This is a genomic window from Synechococcus sp. MIT S9504 (assembly GCF_047497135.1).
GTDB lineage: Bacteria > Cyanobacteriota > Cyanobacteriia > PCC-6307 > Cyanobiaceae > Synechococcus_C.
Map to the genome: position 1 here is coordinate 1,434,993 of NZ_CP138942.1, position 18,450 is coordinate 1,453,442.

Here is an 18,450-nt window from a genome sequence, read left to right on the forward strand (position 1 = left end):
TCAGCTGAGCTGGTAGTTGGCGATGCGAGCAAAGCTTTCGGCATCGAGCGATGCACCACCAACGAGCACACCGTCAATATCACTCATGCTCATGAGCTCATCGATGTTTCCTGGTTTAACGGATCCTCCGTACTGAATGATCAGATCAGGGGCACCCACCCAACTACGAATGAGGCCACAGATGCGATTCGCCTCCGACGACTCACAGGTTTTGCCGGTGCCGATGGCCCAAATGGGTTCATAGGCGACCACAAGACGATTGGGATCGAGTCCTTCGAGGCCCTGCTCCACCTGACGACGGATCACACGCTCGGCCTCACCACGGCTGCGTTGTTCATCACTTTCTCCCACGCAGACGATGGGGATCAGGCCATGAGCCTGAGCTGAACGCGCCCGGTGGTTGATCTGCTCATCGCTCTCACTGAAATATTTACGCGGCTCGCTGTGCCCGACGATCGCGTACCGCACTCCATGCTCCTCCAGCATCGACGGAGCGATCTCACCCGTGAACGCGCCCTGCGCCTCCCAGTGCACGTTCTGACTTGAAATCTCAAGCCTTGATCCTGAGGTGACCTCAGCCGTGGTGCTGATTGCCGTGAACGGAGGCGCCACCACCAGCTCACGGTCATCAGGCGTGTCGGCGATCAATGGCAGAAACGTGGCCAACCAGTCCCGGGCCTGGGCGCACGTCATGTGCATCTTCCAGTTTCCAGCAATCACCGGTTTGCCCACGCTTGCGTCCTCTGCGGCTCAGCAGCAGCCAACTTACGTTCCTACGCGAGCAAGATCGTCTCAGATCTTCGTGACCACGGCCTGATCTGCGCCCACGATCACACGATCCCCGATCTTGAGCTGTCGACCACGCTGAGTGACAACGCAGTCATTCACACGTACTTCCCCTGTCTGGATCAGCATCTTGGCCTCACCGCCAGTGCCGACCCATCCTTGCCATTTCAGGAACTGATCGAGTCGCATCAGCGCATGGGAGCACAAAAGAGCATTGATAGTGTGACGCGATGCTGAAAACCTCCGAGGCAGGATTCCGCAGGCTGCTGCCATTGCTGCGTCCGCATCTGCCCCAACTGAGCCTCGGGCTGGTCTGCATGCTCATTTATGTGAGCAGCTTTCTGTTGCTGCTCAATCTCGCGGGTTCCCTGTTCCCCGCACTGGGATCGAGGGATCTTGGCCGGGTGCTGGGGCTGATCGGGCAGGGCGTCTTGATTTTTGCGATCCAGAAACTGGCTCAGTTCGGTCAGGACTCCCTGCTGGCCGGACCTGCCCTTCAGGTGAGCAAAACCCTGCGCAGCAATCTGTTTAAGCGTCTGCAGACCGTTGAACTGGGCGCACTGGAAAAACTCTCGGCAGGGGATCTGACCTACCGACTGACCGAAGACGCCGATCGTGTCAGTGAAGTGCTGTACAAATCGATTCACGACACACTTCCAAGTGTGCTCCAACTACTGGCGGTGCTGGGCTACATGCTCTGGCTGGACTGGAAACTGACGGCTTCCATCCTGCTGCTCGCACCGTTGATCATCTGGTTGATCAGCCTGTTTGGCGCACGGGTGATGGCGGCCACCGAACGCAGTCAGAAAAAAGTGAGCGAACTGGCCGGTTTGCTCGGCGAAGCGATCGAGGGCCTGCCGCTGGTGCGGGCGTTTGCTGCAGAGCCCTGGCTGCAAGGCCGGTTTGAAGAAGAGATTGACCAGCATCGTCAGGCCCGGCACCGTACTTACAGCCTTGTTGCCCTGCAGCACCCGGTGGTGGGCATGATCGAAGTGGTGGGACTGTTCTCCGTGCTGGGCCTGGCCGCCTGGAGGATTCAGAACGATGGGCTGAGCATTGCCGGCTTGAGCAGCTATCTCACCGGCCTTGTGGTGCTGATCGACCCCATCGCTCACGTCACCAACAACTTCAATGAATTTCAACAGGGTCAGGCTTCGCTGCGACGGCTACGGCAGATCGAACAGGAACCTCAGGAGACAGCAGATCCGGATCCGGCCTTGCCGATTGGTCGACCTGAGGGCCACCTGAACCTGCATCGCGTCCAATTCGCTTACGGCAACGGCGAACCGGTTCTTCGAGACATCAATCTGCGCATCGAAGCCGGTCAAGTCGTGGCACTGGTGGGCCCATCCGGTGCCGGCAAAAGCACCTTGTTCTCACTGCTTTTACGTTTTAACAGTGCCCAGTCAGGCGAGATCGAGCTGGATGGGAAGAACCTGGCACAATTGAAAGCGCGAGAACTCAGGCAACAGGTCGCCCTCGTTCCCCAGCGCACAACCGTGTTCTCCGGCAGCATCGCTGAAGCGATTCGTTTTGGCAGGCCGGCGAGCCATGGCCAGCTGCTCGAGGCAGCCCGTCTGGCCAATGCCCACGACTTCATCATGGCCTTGCCGGATGGCTATGAGACGAAGCTCGAGGAACGCGGCACCAATGTGTCAGGAGGTCAGCTGCAGCGGATTGCCATTGCCAGGGCCGTCCTGGGAAATCCTGCGGTGCTGCTGCTCGACGAAGCCACCAGTGCCCTCGATGCTGAGGCTGAAGCTGCTGTTCAGCTGGGGCTACGTCAGGCGATGTACGGTCGCACTGTGTTGGTGATCGCCCACCGACTGGCCACGGTGCAGGAAGCCGACCAGATCGTGGTGCTTGACCATGGCCAGATCAGCGAACGAGGCAGCCATGATCAGTTGATGGCGAATAACGGTCGCTATCGAGATCTGTGTGAACGCCAAATGATTCGCGATGGGCGCAGCTAGGTTTCGTTGGATTCAACCGTGATTCTGTCCCTCCGATGACCGCAACGCCAGCAGAAAATCCAGTGCTCACCTTTGAAGGCAAGCGCTACAACCTCAATGAACTTCCTGAAGATCTGAAGGAGCTGGTGCGCGGCATGCAAGTCGCAGATGCGCAATTGCGCATGCACGAAGACACCCTGAAAGTTCTTGCGGTTGGACGACAGTCCATGGCCATGCAGCTCAATGAGCGCCTGAAGGACGTCACCCCGATGCCCGACCAAGGCTGAATCAGCAAAACCACAGCAAGAATCTCCACAACAAAAAGCCTCCACTCAATGGCGGAGGCTTTTCAACACTGAATGCAGCCAGTTCGATCAACTGGATAATTCCGAAGTGTCGGGGAAGCGATAACGACGGGTCAGCTCAAACACGGTGCCTGACAACAGCAACAGCGCTATCAGGTTGGGAATGGCCATGAGGCCATTGAGCGTATCCGCGACTCCCCACACCACACCGCGGTCGCCCACCAGCGAACCAATCACAACCACGGCGACCCACACGCCCCTGAAGGGGAGAATCGCCTTCACACCGAAGAGATATTCAGTGCAGCGTTCGCCATAGAAACTCCAACCGAGAACAGTGGTGAATGCGAAGACAAGCAGGCCGAAGGTGACGATCCATCCCGAACCAGCCAGAGCTTCATCGAAGGCTGCAATTGACAGCTCAGACCCTGACAGTCCACCGCCTGCGATCCCGCTCACCAGAATCACAAGGGCAGTGAGCGTGCAAATGATCATCGTGTCGATGAAGGTGCCAAGCATTGCCACCGTGCCCTGACGAACGGGATCATCAGTGCGCGCAGCTGCATGGGCAATTGGAGCACTGCCCAGACCAGCTTCATTGGAGAAAATCCCCCGTTTGAATCCCATCAGAATCACCTGCGTGAGCGTGCCTGTAGCAGCGGCCTGACCAGTGAATGCATTACTAAAAATGCTGGCGATGGCATCGCCGACACTGCCGATGTTGGCCAAGAGGATGATGAGACAGGCGAGCACGTAGGCGATCGCCATGAACGGCACAATCGCAGAGGCGGCCTTCGAAATACGACGCACACCGCCGATGATCACGGCGAAGACCAGCGCCCCGAGCACCAGGGCCGTTACTTCCCTGGGCACACCCAGACCGAGCAAAGCACTGGACACTTCGAAACACTGAACGCCGTTACCGATGCCGAAGCCGGCCAGCATGCCGAACAGAGCAAACAGACCACCAAGCCAGACCCAGCGAGGTCCAAGACCCTTGCTGATGTAGTACATCGGCCCACCGACGTGATGACCCAGTTCATCCACCTCGCGGTAGTGAACCGCAAGGACGGCTTCGGCGTATTTGGTTGCAATGCCAAAAAAGGCGATCAGCCACATCCAGAAAACTGCCCCAGGCCCACCGATGGCGATCGCTCCTGCCACTCCAGCAATGTTCCCAGTGCCGACGGTGGCTGCCAGCGATGTCATCAAAGCCTGGAAGGGGCTGATGTCGCCCTCGGCCTCTTGATCTGAAGGGGCCAGCATCATGCGCACCCCATAGGGAAGCTGCAGGACCGGCATGAACCTCAGACCGAGCATCAGCACAATGCCCGTAATCGAAATCAGCCCCACGGTCGGCCATCCCCAGGCGAAGGAACTGACCGGACCGTTGATCGCGGTGACGACGCTGTCGAAGTTGTCAGAAGCGCTTGCAGGAGCTGACATCAGAGCGCAGCCAGATCGTTGAACTCGAACACCTGAAGCGTGTCCTTGCCATCGGAATCCTTGGAGCTGATCGCTCGACGCTCAAGCACCCAGCTGCCCTGCTCGCCAAGAGGCACAAAGGTATCTTCGAAGCTGCTGGAGGATCCTCTGACTTCGCCGCTGGCAGGATCCGAGTACTGACTTGTGTAGCTGCGACTGAGATAACCCGATCCGGTGTCCGTTGTACTTCCGGTGTGAATCGTGACCACAGTGCCGTGGATATGCCGGTGGACCATCGTCACCACATCACCTTTGATGCGATAGCGGTCACCCTCACCCTTGCCTCCGATCAAAACCTCCAAGCCTTCATCGGTGCAGTCACCAGCGGTGAAGGTATTGGCACCGTGCACCTGCTCGAAAGACCTGCGAACGCGATGAATGGCGACTTCCCAAAGTTGAGAAGCAATCGCCTTCTCAACCTCAGCATCCTCGATTCCCTCGACCTTGGCCTTCAGATCAGCTCCGATCTGGAAACGTCCTTCAACACGACGGTCACCCTGTTCCCAGATGCACCGACCCTTGTATCCGCCAAATCCCGGTTCCCAGGTGTAGCGGTTCTGATAAGCAGCTTGAAACGCATCCCGGCAATCACTTCCGGGGGCAACGTTGGGAATGCTGGTGACAGTCACGTGAAGACATTGACGCTTCGGCGACCTTACCGGGACTGACCCTATCGATGAACATCCTGAAGGGCATGGATATCAAACGCCTGCGATTGCAGCGCCTCAATCCCCTGCACAGCAGACCGTGCTCCGGCAAGCGTGGTGAGGGTCGGCACGGAGTAATCGAGAGCAGCACGACGCAGATAGCGATCGTCATGGGCTGCCTGACGACCGATCGGGGTGTTGATCACGAGCTGCACAGCACCGGAGCGGATCAGATCCTCGATGTTCGGGCGCCCTTCATGGACCTTCAGCACTGACTGCACTTCAAGACCAGCCTCCGTCAAGGTGGCCGCTGTTCCAGCAGTGGCGGTGAGCGCGAAGCCAAGATCAAGCAATCGCCTGGCCACAGGAACGAGAGCAGGCTTGTCCCTGTCATGGGTGGACAGAAAAACGTTGCCCTTGGTTGGCAGGGCCTCCCCAGCGGCCAGCTCTGCCTTGGCGTAGGCCATCCCGAATTGCGGAGCCCATCCCATCACCTCGCCGGTGGAGCGCATTTCCGGTCCCAGCAAGGAATCGGCACCAGGGAAGCGCCGGAATGGGAGGACAGCCTCTTTCACCGCTTGAAGCGGCGGAGAGGGCTCCTGACTGAGACCGATATCCGCGAGGATCTCTCCCGCCATCAGGCGAGTAGCAATTCTTGCCAGTGGCACACCGGTGGCCTTGGCGACGAAGGGAACCGTGCGTGATGCCCGCGGATTGGCTTCGATGATGAACACCTGCTCTTCCCCTGAGGAAGTGCGCTGGACCGCGAACTGAAGATTGATCAGACCCTGAACCTGAAGGCGCAGGGCCAGGGCCTTGGTCCAGGCGCGAATGGTGGCAAGGGCCTCATCACCGAGGGAGACCGATGGCAGACAGCAGGCGGAATCCCCTGAATGAATCCCCGCGGGTTCGATGTGCTCCATCAGCCCACCGATCACCACCACACCGTCCCGGTCGCAGAGCGCATCCACATCCACCTCAACGGCATTTTGAAGGTATTGGTCGATGAGCACCGGATGATCAGGTTCCACCTGCACCGCTTCGGTCATATAGCGATTGAGCTCCAACTCGTCATGAACGACTTCCATTGCCCGACCACCCAACACGTAGGAGGGACGCACCACCACCGGATAGCCCACGGCCTCTGCCACGGCACGTGCCTCATGCTCGCTGCGGGCAAGGCCATTGCGTGGTTGACGGATGTCAAGTTCACGCAGAATCGCTTCGAACTGCTCACGGTCTTCAGCACGATCGATCGATTCCGGTGAGGTACCCCAGATACGGGTGCCCGTAGCCTGACCTGCCGGCGAGTTCAACCAACTCAGCAGAGGCATCGCCAGCTTGAGCGGTGTTTGGCCACCGAACTGAACAATCACACCTTCGGGGCGTTCCGCCTCGATCACATTGAGAACATCCTCAAGGGTGAGTGGTTCGAAATAAAGACGATCACTGCTGTCGTAGTCAGTGGAGACCGTTTCGGGATTGCTGTTGAGCATCACCGTGGCGAAGCCCCGATCCTGTGCGGAAAACGAAGCGTGACAACAGCAGTAATCGAATTCGATGCCTTGGCCAATGCGATTGGGGCCGCCGCCCAGGATCATCAGTTTGCGCCTGCTGTCCTCCGACACCTCCGTCGCCGGGGGCTGAACCGTCAATGTCCCCGTCACATCAAGGCGTGACAAGGGACGTTCATAGGTTGAGTAGTGGTAAGGCGTGGTCGAAGCGAATTCGGCCGCACAGGTGTCCACGGTCTTGAACACGGGACGCACTCCAAGTTTCAGTCGCGCTTCACGTACGTCCAGCTGGTCCGAGCCTGTGAACCAGGCGATCTGACGATCGGAATAGCCGAGCTGCTTCAGCCTGAGAAAATCCGCAGCGCAGATGTCCGACAGCTTTCTGTCGTTCAGCAGTTCAGATTCCGTGTTGATCAGAACACGCAGCTTGGCCAGGAACCACGGGTCAATGCGGCTGAGTTCATGAATCTGCTCATCGGTGCGTCCCATCACCATGGCGGCACGCACAGTGAGGATTCTTTCCGGCGAGGGTGTCCGCAGAGAACGGTCAAGCTCAGCCGCTGTGAGCTCAGGCTCAGCGCGATCACCACCCCAGCCGGCCAGGCCGGTCTCCAGGGATCGCAAAGCCTTCTGAAACGACTCCTCGAAACAGCGCCCGATGGCCATGGCCTCACCCACGGATTTCATTGCCGTGGTGAGCACCGCAGGCGAGCCCCTGAATTTTTCAAAGGCGAAACGGGGGACTTTGGTGACGACGTAATCAATCGTCGGTTCGAAGCAGGCGGGTGTCTTGCCGGTGATGTCATTGAGAATCTCATCGAGGGTGTAACCGACGGCGAGACGTGCAGCGATCTTGGCAATGGGGAATCCCGTGGCCTTGCTGGCCAGAGCCGACGATCGGCTGACACGGGGATTCATTTCGATGACCACCACCTCGCCATCGGCAGGGTTGATCGCGAACTGGATATTGCTGCCGCCGGTGGCCACACCGATCTCGCGAATGATGGCGATGGACTGATCCCTCAGTCGCTGGTATTCACGATCCGTGAGGGTCTGGGCTGGAGCCACGGTGATCGAATCACCGGTGTGAACACCCATAGGATCGAGATTTTCGATGCTGCAGACAATCACCACATTGTCAGCGAGATCACGCATCACCTCCAGCTCGAATTCCTTCCAACCCAGGAGGGACTGTTCAATCAGAATCTGAGAGACGGGACTGGCATCAAGACCGGTTTTGCAGATCGAGGCAAATTCCTCAGGGTTGTAAGCAATGCCACCCCCACTCCCGCCCAGGGTGAAGGCGGGGCGGATAATTCTTGGATAAGTGGCTATGGCGGCGCCGACAGCCTCCGCCTCCTCCAGCGATGAGGCGATTCCCGAAGGACAGACTTTCACGCCGATACGCTCCATCGCCTGCTTGAACAGCAATCGATCCTCCGCTTTTCGGATCGCCTGCAGATCAGCACCGATCAGCTCGACACCGAATCGCTCCAGTGTTCCGTTTTCGGCAAGGGTCACCGCCAGATTGAGGGCGGTCTGGCCACCCATCGTGGGCAGAAGGGCATCGGGTCGTTCCTGTTCGATCACCCTTGCAACCACTTCTGGAGTGAGCGGTTCCACGTAGGTGCGATCCGCCATATCCGGATCAGTCATGATCGAAGCCGGATTGGAATTCACCAGCACGACTTCATAGCCCTCGGCGCGAAGTGCTTTGCAAGCCTGAGTTCCGGAGTAATCGAACTCACAAGCCTGGCCGATCACGATCGGCCCTGAACCCAGCAGAAGAATGCGACGAAGGTCATTCCGCCGGGGCATGGGCGTTCTCTCAGCGGCCAAACCTTTTGAGTCTCCCACGCAGCCCCATGTCCACATGCGTCTGTTCAGCGGCAGGTGCCCGACAGTCGCTAGCGTTAGGGGTCAGGAGAACGATCAACAATCATGAGTGAGCTCCAGCGTCTGAAAGGGTTACTCCCCCCGGAGATGCAGAGCTGGGTGTTTGTCGAGGCCGCCGCTGCCGTTGAGCCGGCTTTGATCACCCTTGAAGAGATCGGCAGGGATGAGGTGGAGATCCAGGTTGATCTCGATGCCTGGGACAATCTGGCCCTCGACCACCGCAATCTGTTGTTCTGGCACGAAGTGGGGCGGATTCAGAACGACACCATTCCACGCGATGGCTGGGAGATGGCAGCCCTTGCGATCGGTCTCGGCGGGGCCATCGGTGAACTCTGGGTCCAAGACGGGCTGCTGTTGTTCATGGCTTTGGGGCTGTCCGGATTCGCCGGCTATCGCCTCTACCTGAAGAACAATGCCGAAAAACGTCTTCGCGATGCGATCTCGGCTGATGAGCGGGCTATCGATCTGGCCTGTCGATTTGGCTACAGCGTTCCAAATGCCTACAAAAGTCTGGGCGGGGCGTTGAAGGACCTCGTCGAGAAAACCAGAAAGAAGAAAAAACGCAGCTTCTACGAAGACCGACTGGAAGCGTTGCGCAAGAGTGCTGGAAAAGCTCGCGCTGAAATGGCGCAACAACAAGGTTCACGTCAGTCCGTCACCAGCGAAAACGTCTATGGATAGTGAACAGCTTGCGGAACTCGCCGCCGACGCGTGCGATGACCGCAAGGCGGTGGACATCCAGCTCATCCGGGTCGATGAGGTCTCGAGTCTTGCCGACTGGATGGTGATCGCCGGTGGGCAGAGCGACGTTCAGGTCAGGGCGATTGCACGATCCGTCGAGGATCGGATTGAAGATGAGGTGAAGAGACTTCCCCTGCGCAAAGAGGGAGTCAACGAGGGCCGCTGGGCCTTGCTGGATTACGGCGAACTTATCGTGCACGTGCTCCAACCCGGGGAAAGGAGTTACTACGACCTTGAAGCATTTTGGAGTCACGGGGAACGCCGTCCCTACCTAACGTCCAGATCATCAGACGATTAACAGGCGGCCCGGCATGGCCTCGAGCATTTCCTGCCCTGTCCCCCCTGAGCAGAGACCTCAGGAGGAATTCGCTCAGTTCAGCCGATCCTGGTTTTTTGCATGGCCCTGTACGGCCCAGATCTCACTCGATCGGGCTTTACTGATCAGTTGGCTGTTGATTTCACCGATCACCGTGCTGGTGGCCAGTGGTAGCTGGACCTTGCGCCACGACCCAGTGCGTTTGCTGCTCGCCGGAGGTGTTGCAGCCCTTGTGATGCCGATGCTGCTGCTGATCAGGCAATGGCTTGGCTGGACCTACGTGCACAAACGCCTGCTCTCGGAGAAGGTGGAATACGAGGAATCAGGTTGGTACGACGGTCAGGTCTGGGAAAAACCCGTGTCGTGGCGCGAGCGAGATCTGCTTCTTGCTCAGCATGAAGTCAGGCCCATCCTGGGCAGGCTCGGGCGAGCCATGGCCCTGGTCACAGGTCTGATGCTCGGTGGAGCAAGCATCTGTCAGGCTCTCTGAACCTATGGAACATCAGGGCATGTCGATCCCATCGGGTTACCGCGGCTCGGCGCGCTCCCTGAGTTCTCCAGCACTCGAGGTCCGGCTGCGACGAGGGTCGTCCATCGAGTCCACCCACCGGGTGCATGCAGTGGTCTGCGACAGCCGCGGCCGGGTGCTGATGAAAGCTGGGCAGCCGGACTTCGAAACCTTTATTCGCTCGGCGCTCAAACCCTTTCAAGCCCTGCCACTGATCAGCAGCGGCGCATCGGAGACCTACAACTGCGGTGAGCGGGGAATCGCCATCAGCTGCGGATCCCATTCGGGCACCCCTGGGCATGCACGTGAAGCCTTCCGGTTGCTGTGGAACGCAGAACTGGAAAGCGATCATCTGCAGTGCCCGATCCCCGTGGGCCGCTCCAGTCCCCTTGAGCACAACTGCTCGGGCAAGCATGCTGCTTTTCTGATTACCGCCCGAAAAATGGGATGGCCGATTGAGACCTATCTCCAGGGAGATCATCCCCTGCAGCAGGAGATCACACGACGCGTGGCGGAACTGCTCGGTCTGCCCCCTGATGAACTGGTTGCTGAACGGGATGACTGCGGAGCTCCCACGTTGCGCCTTCAGCTCAACCAGATGGCTCTGTTGTTTGCCCACCTCGGATCCTCAGCCCATGCGGAACTGGAACAGATCAGCCGGGCAATGCTTGCGCACCCAGAACTGGTGGCTGGAGAGGGACGGTTCGATACGGAATTAATGCGACGCTCCCATCACCAGGTGATCAGCAAAGGGGGTGCAGAAGGCATTCAGTGCCTGAGCCGAACTGGCGAAGGTCTTGGCGTTGCCATCAAGGTTGAAGACGGTGCCAGACGTGCCAAGCAGGCTGTGGCCCTCCATCTACTGCATCAGCTCGACTGGATGACGCCAAGCGGACTCAAGGAATTGGAGGAACAGCTGTTGATCCTCAATCCTGGCGTTCACCTTGAGGTAGAGGGTGAGCTGCGAACCTGACCCCAATTGAGTGGTGTCTCTGATCACCAAGTTGTATAGTTATTAGGTCACCGCGGGGTAGAGCAGTCTGGTAGCTCGTCGGGCTCATAACCCGAAGGTCGGGAGTTCAAATCTCCCCCCCGCCACCAATTTTTAAAGCCTCACTTTGTGGGGCTTTTTTATTGCTTTAATCATTTGAGTACCTTTAGTGGGATGGATGCAGATGCATGACCCAAAAAGGGAAGCCAATCTGAATAGCTTGCCTTGGATGCAAGGCATTGGCTCCGCTTAATTCGATATCGCAGGTCAGGAGCAGGGGCACAATCTGCATCTGCAACAGCAAGCACAGACTCAACTTTGCGTGAGATATCTGCACAGACAATGAAGTGAGCAGATGCGAATTGAGCCTCTTCAGCTGAATCAACAACACCCTGAATCAGCCCAGGAATCATCTCTATCTGATCCGACGAAGATCTTCAGTGACACCGATCAACCGATCAGCCCCGCCGATCAGTCCCTACGATCAATGGCGGTGATCAGCGGCAACGGCCAAGAACGCATACTGCAGCCAAGCGCAAATAACTCACTTCGGAATCACAGTTCAGTCGAGCAGGGAGATGCAGGACAGTGACCAGAGCTCTCGACCGCGTCGGGCACTATCGGTAGGTCATCGTGATGTCCGTGCCCTTGAATCCCTTCGAAGCGGTTGTGATCGGATCGGGCGCCACAGGGGGAGTGGCCGCGATGACACTCGCCGAAGCAGGACTCCGAGTTCTGGTTGTTGAAGCGGGTCCGGATCGATCGCCCTCGGAAGCCCTCGGGAACGAGCCTGGCAATAGCCTCAGACGAGCCGAAGGCCTGATCAGCGGTCGCCATCGGCGTCAGATTCAGCACCCTGGCTACTGGAAACAGAATCCCTCCCTCTACGCGGACGAGCGTCAGTACCCGTACAGCACGCCAGACGATCAACCGTTTCTCTGGACCCAGGGTCGTCAGGTTGGCGGCCGCAGCCTCACATGGGGTGGTATCACCCTGCGGCTGTCGGACTATGAATTCAAAGCCGCGGATCAAGACGGATACGGCCAAAACTGGCCCATCACTCACGCCGAACTCGATCCGCACTACAGCGCACTTGAACAGCTGTTTGAAGTCCGTGGTGAGCGAGATGGACTCGACCATCTCCCTGACGGACGGATGGCACCGGCTTTGCCATTCATGCCTGAGGAGGAGCGGATGCGTGAACTCCTGAGCAAGGAGCGAGGCATTGCCTTGATCCATTCCCGCGGTTTTGAGGCCCCCAAGCGCACCCCATCAGCCGAGTGGCCTCGATCAAGCAGCAACGGCAGCAGTCTTCAGCGAGCACTGGCTACGGGGCGAGTTCAACTGTTGTGCAATGCAATGGCGGAAAGCCTGGAGATGGATCCCGCCCAGCAACGTGCCCGTGCCGTTGTCGTCGTCAACCGCATCAATGGGGAACGGCAGCGACTGGAATGCAATCTGGTGGTGGCCTGCGCCTCCACGATTGCAACGCTCAGACTGCTGATTCAGTCTGAGCAACAAACCAATTCAAAGGGCTTCAGGGATCCCTCAGGTCTGCTGGGAAAGGGATTGATGGATCATGTGTCCTGCTGTCAATTCTTTTCCGTTCCCAGCGAAACAGGACGTGGTGCGGCTCAGCAATCCGACCCATCCAGCACGCTTTCAGGAGCAGGAAGCTTCTTTCTGCCCTTCGGCAATGCCCCAGAGACCTGCGCCGGGCGCCCTTTTCTGCGCGGCTATGGGATCTGGGGGGCCATCAACCGATTTGATCCGCCCCGGTGGCTCAAACGCAATCCGGACCGCCGACTTGGCTTTCTGATCGGCCACGGTGAGGTGCTCTCAGATGAAGGAAATCAGGTGACCCTCTCGCAACGCTGCGATCCATTTGATGTGCCGATACCCCACATCAGCTGCCGCTGGGGAGCGAATGAGCAGGCCATGGTGCAGCACATGAAGCGCACCATTCAGGATTGCATCCAGGTTGCCGGAGGTCTGACGACATCACTCGCTGATCAGGTGCACCTTCCAGTGGTGAAGCCTTTTGTCGCGAAGGCTCTTGCGGCTCAGGAGGATGCTCCTCCTCCCGGCTATTACATCCACGAAGTCGGAGGAGCAGCCATGGGAACCAACGAAGAGCACAGCGTGGTTGATCGCTGGAACCGTCTCTGGCGCTGTCCCAATGTGCTGGTTGTGGATGGAGCCTGCTGGCCCAGTTCCGGATGGCAAAGCCCGACGCTCACCATGATGGCGATCACCCGCAGAGCATGCCTGGCAGCTGTTACGCCTGGGAACGGCTGAACAGATCATCGAGGTAGCGCTCCGTGACGGCGCGCTCAGAACAACCGTTCTGAAAAAGAAACTGGGCCAGAGCTGAGCTCATCAGCCGGTACTGATCCCAGGCCGGATTGGATCCAATGAAGGCTTTCATGCCCTGGTACAGGACCTCAGGGATTTCAGCCTCAAGACTCACGCAGGCTGATTCACGCTCTGATGCGGTGGCCGGCTGCGACTCCATGCAGCACTCCAAGTGATTGCAATCCATCCGCGCTTCTGAGTCCGGTTTCCACCAACAGGAAGCCACACAAGTGCCCTGATCGTCAAAGCGAACAACGCGCTGCCACCAAACACTGATCTCAAACAAGACTCATTGCAGCGCAGTCGATCTGCTCTCAAGACAGACTCATCCCGCCACTCGAGCCTTCGCAGAAGCCCTCCTGTCAAGCAACCAAAGGCACCGGAACCCAAAACCACAGGCCCGTCCTCCAGGCGACCGCTTTGAGCTAATAGCAGTGGAAAAGCGTCCAAGAACTGTGGAAAACCCCGGTTTTTCTCCACAGCGCCACGGCACATCAGCCACGCTTATACGACCAAGTCTCGCGAGACCAAAGCAAGACAGAGACGCCTGAGCGCGGCATTCCTACTGATTTGCTTCAGATTTGAGACTCAGTCGCCTCTTGCTTGACTGCTACGCGACGCAACGTTGTCGGTCCGAGGGGGTGATCGGCGTGGGGATAGGGATGGTGTCCATGCTCATGGCTGTGTTGCTCATGGCTGTGTTGCTCATGGTTGTGGTCATGATCGTGATGGTGCCCACCGCTCAGCGGAATCGGGATGCCGTCGGGTTGACAAACCCCCGTGCATTCCCGTTCGCAGAGGGCGCAGGCTTCCGTGAGCCCCTCAACGTGGTGATGGTGACTTGACTGGTCAAGGCCCACTTCCTGCTCAAAGCCCAGAACCTGAGCCCTGTATTTGCAGAGAGAGCAGTTCATTGCAGCTTCTCCGCCCATCACTTCCTGAACCCGCTCTAGGAACGTGTCGAGAACGAAGCTGTGATCACCCAGGTAGGACGCATTGACGAAGTCAATCTCGGGATGATCATCCGCAACCCGTTCTGTGTGTTGACGAATGCGACTGACCAACACCCCGGAGAACAGAAAGTAAGGAAACACGATGATGCGCTTAAAACCAAGCTTCACCACATGACGGAGACCGGGTTCCACCAGAGGAAATGTGACGCCCGAATAAACGGTTTCCCCCCAGCCGAAACCAAAACCCTCCACCAACATCCTGGTGACCTTGGCCACGTTGGAATTGGCGTCAGGGTCCGAAGAACCTCGACCAACGACCACGAGCATGGTGTCGCAGAGATCAACCCTGGAGGTCTTGTTGAGAGCCTCCTGAATGCGTGCTCCTGCTGCGGCGATCATCAACCGGTCCACGCCCAGTTCACGGCCGTAGTCAATCTCCAGTCCGGTTTCAGCGCTGTAGGTGTTGAGAACGGACGGGATGTCGTTCTTGGCGTGTCCAGCGGCAAACAACATCGCCGGAACGGCAAGCACCTTCACCACTCCCTGCTCGCGCAGTTTGTCCAGACCATCTCTCAGGATGGGACGGGCGAATTCAAGGAACCCGTATTCCACCGGCAATCCCGTCAGGCGCTCTTTGAGTCCGTTGGCCAGACCCTCGAACTCGGCAACGGCCAGACGATTACGACTGCCATGACCACAGATCAGAACTCCATGTTTGGTTGCAGCAGGAGCAACGATCTGCTGGGTCACACGTGAGGTGCATCTGTATCAAACCTATTCGCGGCCGTAAAACAAAGACCATGAACTGTCTGGCAAGTGATGCAGAAACCCTCGGCTGCCTGGCCCCCAATCCGAAGCTGTTGAAGCAGCTGATGCGCCAGCCGCTCGGATCAACTCCTCTGCGGATTCGCTCGGGTGGCACCAGCAGTCGCTGCGCAAGCGATGGCTGCTGGACCCTCGATCTACGCAAACACCGCGAGATCTACTACCACGATCACTCCCGGGACATCGAGATCGGCACCGGTTTGACCATGGCCGAGCTTCTGCAGGCCTTACGTCCCTATGGGCGCAGCGTGCCCATCGGACTTTCCGGACTGACCGGAAGCGGCTTCCTACTCACGGGTGGAATGGGGCCTCTCAGTCGTTCCCAGGGGCTGGCAGTGGACTCCATCCAAGCGATGGAGGGCATCTGGGGAACAGGTGAATTCTTTTCCCTTTCCACCGATCAAAGCGCAGAGAATTCCCGCCAATGGCGCGCTCTGCTGGGTGCCGCACCGTTCCTCGCCGTTGTCACACGCCTGCGCCTGCGGACCCAACCCTTACAACCGCTGCGACTGCGGCGTGGATTGATCCATCCCTCGCTGCTTCCCGAACTGCTGCAGATGGCGGAACAGTGGCCTGAAACCTGCAGCCTGCAATGGAGCTGGGGGGAGAGGTTGGAAATCTACGCCGTTGACAGCAGCGAAGACCAAACAACACCTGGCCCCCTGGCAGCACTGGATCCCATCCTGGGAACCGATCACCAGGCCGCCGTTCAGCACTGCACAAGCCAGCTGGAGCAGCCCAGGTTCGGCAGCCTTGCATCCGACATCGCCTCCTCTTCACCGGTTCACAACGAGGTGACCGGGCGTCTCGGTCCTGCTCTGGGACGAAAGGCCAGCCTCTTGATCGAGCTGCTGAGCGCGCGAATCCAGCAACGTCCGCATGATGAATGCCGAATCAGCGCTCAGCAGCTCGGAGGAGCAACCACGCGAGTCAACCGTGAGAGCACCTACTTCATTCACCGCGATTCGATGTGGAAACCGTGGATCACAGCGGCCTGGAATCCTGGAGACCTGGCCGGAAGGGAGCGAAGCCTGCAATGGATGGATCAGGTCAGTGATGACCTCCGCCAGGCCTGCCCGGGATTGCATCTCGCACAGTTGCATGACCATCTGCCTGGTCATCAACGGGAACTGGTGGACGCCTTCGGCGAGTGGTTGCCGGAACTGCGCCAACTCAAGAGCGAACTGGATCCCGAAGGACGGCTGCCTCCGCTCTGAACTACGGTCCCAGCACTCAACAGATGATTGATGGCCTCAGGATCCGTGCCTCGGCAGTTGAATCTCGGCTTCGGCAACCCAAGCAAGGATCTGCTGTCCGGACTTGTGGTGGCCTTCGCCATGATTCCGGAGGCGATTGCGTTCTCCGGCATTGCCGGCGTGGATCCGCAGGTCGGCCTGTTCGGAGCGTTTCTGCTGTCGATCACGATCGCCTTCGTTGGTGGAAGGTCAGCAATGATCACCTCCGCCACAGGCTCCACAGCACTGCTGATGACCGGTCTGGTCGCCACCGGTGAGGCACGCGGTGAGGGACTGGGACTGACCTATCTCCTGGTTGCGGGAGTGGTCACAGGCATCCTGCAGATTCTCTGGGGTTGGCTGCGTCTGGCTTACCAGATGCGTTTCGTGCCTCTTGGCGTACTCAGCGGATTTGTGAACGCGCTGGCGCTGCTGATCTTCCAGGCACAGTTTCCCCAGCTGGGCATCAATCTGCACTTCGGCGAAACAGAGGTGGCGGGCCATGCCCATGACTTGCTGCCGCATGGCAGCCAGATTCCGATCGTCTGGGGACTGGTCCTGCTTGGTCTGGTGATCATCTATGGATTGCCACGCCTGACACAACTGGTGCCGTCCCAGCTGGTGGCCATCATTGTGCTGACCGTGATCTCGATCGGATTCAGCCTGGAGATCCCCACCGTCAGCAGCCTCGGTGACCTGCCCACCGGACTGCCGATTCCGAGCTGGCCCTTCGGTTCACCGGAGCAGATGAAGGTGCCCTTCAGTCTCGAGACCCTGGGCATCGTTCTGCCAACGGCCCTGGCGATCTCACTTGTGGGGCTGATGGAGACCTTTCTGACCCAGGACATCCTCGATGACCGCACCGACAGCAACTCCAACAAGAACGTGGAAGCAAGAGGTCAGGGCATCGCCAACATCGTGTCCTCCTTGTTTGGCGGCATGGCCGGCTGCGCTCTTGTTGGTCAGTCGGTGATGAACATCGACAACGGTGGGCGAACCAGGCTCTCCACGCTCTTTTCAGGGGTCAGCCTGCTGGCGATGATTCTGCTGGGACGGCAGTGGCTCGAGCAGATCCCCATGGCAGCACTGGTGGCTGTGATGATCAGCATCGCTGTCAGCACAGCTGATATCGCCGGGCTACGCCGTCTCCGATCCATCCCGAAGAGCGACACGGCGGTCATGCTGATGACCTTCGCCGTCACCATGCTCACCACACCTCACAATCTGGCGCTCGGCGTGATCGCAGGAGTTGCTCTGGCGGGCATCCTGTTCAGTCGCAAGGTGGCCAAGGTGATCCGCGTTGATGCAGTGGATGTAAACGAAAACATGCGCCGTTATGTCGTGAGCGGACAGCTGTTTTTCGTGAGCAAGATCTACTTTCTGCAGGGATTTGACGTTCACGACCATCTCAGTCAGATCACGATTGATCTGTCAGCAGCCCATATTTGGGACCAGAGCGGCGTCAGCGCTCTCAATCAGGTCATTCGCAAGCTTCAGCAGGGTGGATCCAAGGTTGAAGTGGTGGGAATGAACCAGGAAAGTCTCAATCTTTTTGAACGAATTGGGCCTCAAACCGATGGGGGCCATGGCTGACAGGGGCAATTCTTAAAGCTGGTATCTGATCTGATCGATCGACAGGTTCACTGGGCGTCGTAAAGGAGGCCCAAGCAGGAGGTGAAGTCGTTGCGCATTCCTTTCAATCGCTGTTCGATCTGCTGGTCACTGGAATGCTCCTGGAGATAGCGCTCTGTCACATCGTTGCCGATGCTCATCACCAGGCACAGAGTCTGAAGATCGTCGGTGTCAACAGCACGCTGCTTGGCACCCTCAAGCATCACGTTGAGCAGGGCCATCTTGTTGTTGTAAGCCTGTCGGTCGCCAAGCTGCCAGCTCAAAACAGGAGAAGCAGCCATGGACAGTACAAATCCCATGGCTAACGAGGAT

17 protein-coding genes and 1 tRNA gene are annotated in these 18,450 nt (G+C 58.3%); 10 read left to right on the forward strand and 8 right to left on the reverse strand.

All coding sequences use genetic code 11. From position 1 onward, the window contains the following. Both tpiA and SIB58_RS08235 read right to left on the reverse strand, forming a co-directional pair. Complete coding sequence (tpiA, locus tag SIB58_RS08230; RefSeq protein WP_066905383.1) at positions 1 to 732, reverse strand: triose-phosphate isomerase; 732 nt, start codon at positions 730 to 732, stop codon at positions 1 to 3. A gap of 60 nt (positions 733 to 792) precedes the next feature. Then, the gene (locus tag SIB58_RS08235; protein ID WP_066905610.1) at positions 793 to 975 is read right to left on the reverse strand and encodes an RNA-binding S4 domain-containing protein; all 183 of its coding nucleotides are present in this window, start codon (positions 973 to 975) and stop codon (positions 793 to 795) included. 41 nt (positions 976 to 1,016) lie between these two features. Between SIB58_RS08235 and SIB58_RS08240 the strand changes: the two genes are divergently transcribed. Both SIB58_RS08240 and SIB58_RS08245 read left to right on the forward strand, forming a co-directional pair. Beyond that, on the forward strand, positions 1,017 to 2,759 hold the full coding sequence (locus SIB58_RS08240) for an ABC transporter ATP-binding protein (protein ID WP_066905381.1): 1,743 nt from the start codon (positions 1,017 to 1,019) through the stop codon (positions 2,757 to 2,759). Between the two features lie 35 nt (positions 2,760 to 2,794). Next, entirely contained in the window at positions 2,795 to 3,025 is a 231-nt protein-coding gene (locus tag SIB58_RS08245) for a DUF6447 family protein (RefSeq protein WP_066905379.1), read from the forward strand. A gap of 87 nt (positions 3,026 to 3,112) precedes the next feature. Here the strand turns inward: SIB58_RS08245 and SIB58_RS08250 are convergent, their stop codons facing one another. The 3 genes from SIB58_RS08250 to carB are packed head-to-tail and all read right to left on the reverse strand — an operon-like array spanning position 3,113 to position 8,504. Then, positions 3,113 to 4,486, reverse strand: coding sequence for an alanine/glycine:cation symporter family protein (locus SIB58_RS08250; protein ID WP_066905377.1), 1,374 nt, complete (start codon positions 4,484 to 4,486; stop codon positions 3,113 to 3,115). Next, on the reverse strand, positions 4,486 to 5,154 hold the full coding sequence (locus tag SIB58_RS08255) for a DUF3386 domain-containing protein (protein ID WP_066905375.1): 669 nt from the start codon (positions 5,152 to 5,154) through the stop codon (positions 4,486 to 4,488). The genes SIB58_RS08250 and SIB58_RS08255 overlap by 1 nt, the downstream gene beginning before the upstream one ends. 41 nt (positions 5,155 to 5,195) lie before the next feature. Further along, positions 5,196 to 8,504 carry a carbamoyl-phosphate synthase large subunit gene (carB, locus tag SIB58_RS08260; protein ID WP_066905373.1) on the reverse strand — a complete coding sequence of 1,103 codons (3,309 nt, stop codon included), beginning with the start codon at positions 8,502 to 8,504 and terminating at the stop codon, positions 5,196 to 5,198. 123 nt (positions 8,505 to 8,627) lie between these two features. Here carB and SIB58_RS08265 point away from each other — a divergent pair, with 123 nt between their 5' ends. From SIB58_RS08265 to SIB58_RS08290, 6 genes are all read left to right on the forward strand, one after another. Then, entirely contained in the window at positions 8,628 to 9,263 is a 636-nt protein-coding gene (locus SIB58_RS08265; protein WP_066905371.1) for a DUF3318 domain-containing protein, read from the forward strand. Further along, entirely contained in the window at positions 9,256 to 9,621 is a 366-nt protein-coding gene (gene rsfS, locus SIB58_RS08270; protein ID WP_066905369.1) for a ribosome silencing factor, read from the forward strand. The genes SIB58_RS08265 and rsfS overlap by 8 nt, the downstream gene beginning before the upstream one ends. Before the next feature lie 13 nt (positions 9,622 to 9,634). After that, complete coding sequence (locus SIB58_RS08275; protein ID WP_066905367.1) at positions 9,635 to 10,129, forward strand: CGLD27 family protein; 495 nt, start codon at positions 9,635 to 9,637, stop codon at positions 10,127 to 10,129. Positions 10,130 to 10,148: 19 nt separating this feature from the next. Next, positions 10,149 to 11,120 (forward strand): asparaginase, encoded by a 972-nt coding sequence (locus SIB58_RS08280; protein ID WP_066905608.1) that lies wholly within the window; start codon positions 10,149 to 10,151, stop codon positions 11,118 to 11,120. Between the two features lie 51 nt (positions 11,121 to 11,171). Then, positions 11,172 to 11,248: transfer RNA gene (locus tag SIB58_RS08285), tRNA-Met, on the forward strand. 526 nt (positions 11,249 to 11,774) lie between these two features. Continuing rightward, a complete protein-coding gene (locus SIB58_RS08290; protein WP_066905363.1) occupies positions 11,775 to 13,436 on the forward strand; it encodes a GMC oxidoreductase in 1,662 nt (553 codons plus the stop codon). On the opposite strand, the gene SIB58_RS08295 is transcribed toward SIB58_RS08290, so the two are convergent. After that, complete coding sequence (locus tag SIB58_RS08295) at positions 13,417 to 13,680, reverse strand: DUF2811 domain-containing protein (protein ID WP_066905606.1); 264 nt, start codon at positions 13,678 to 13,680, stop codon at positions 13,417 to 13,419. The genes SIB58_RS08290 and SIB58_RS08295 overlap by 20 nt on opposite strands. A gap of 388 nt (positions 13,681 to 14,068) precedes the next feature. Beyond that, positions 14,069 to 15,196 (reverse strand): sirohydrochlorin chelatase, encoded by a 1,128-nt coding sequence (locus SIB58_RS08300; RefSeq protein WP_067325354.1) that lies wholly within the window; start codon positions 15,194 to 15,196, stop codon positions 14,069 to 14,071. Between the two features lie 50 nt (positions 15,197 to 15,246). On the opposite strand from SIB58_RS08300, the gene SIB58_RS08305 reads away from it, so the two are divergent. Further along, on the forward strand, positions 15,247 to 16,488 hold the full coding sequence (locus SIB58_RS08305) for an FAD-binding oxidoreductase (RefSeq protein WP_066905359.1): 1,242 nt from the start codon (positions 15,247 to 15,249) through the stop codon (positions 16,486 to 16,488). Positions 16,489 to 16,518: 30 nt separating this feature from the next. After that, complete coding sequence (locus SIB58_RS08310; protein WP_066905357.1) at positions 16,519 to 18,099, forward strand: SulP family inorganic anion transporter; 1,581 nt, start codon at positions 16,519 to 16,521, stop codon at positions 18,097 to 18,099. A gap of 47 nt (positions 18,100 to 18,146) precedes the next feature. On the opposite strand, the gene SIB58_RS08315 is transcribed toward SIB58_RS08310, so the two are convergent. Then, complete coding sequence (locus SIB58_RS08315) at positions 18,147 to 18,419, reverse strand: hypothetical protein (protein ID WP_231856977.1); 273 nt, start codon at positions 18,417 to 18,419, stop codon at positions 18,147 to 18,149. Positions 18,420 to 18,450: the final 31 nt, after the last annotated feature.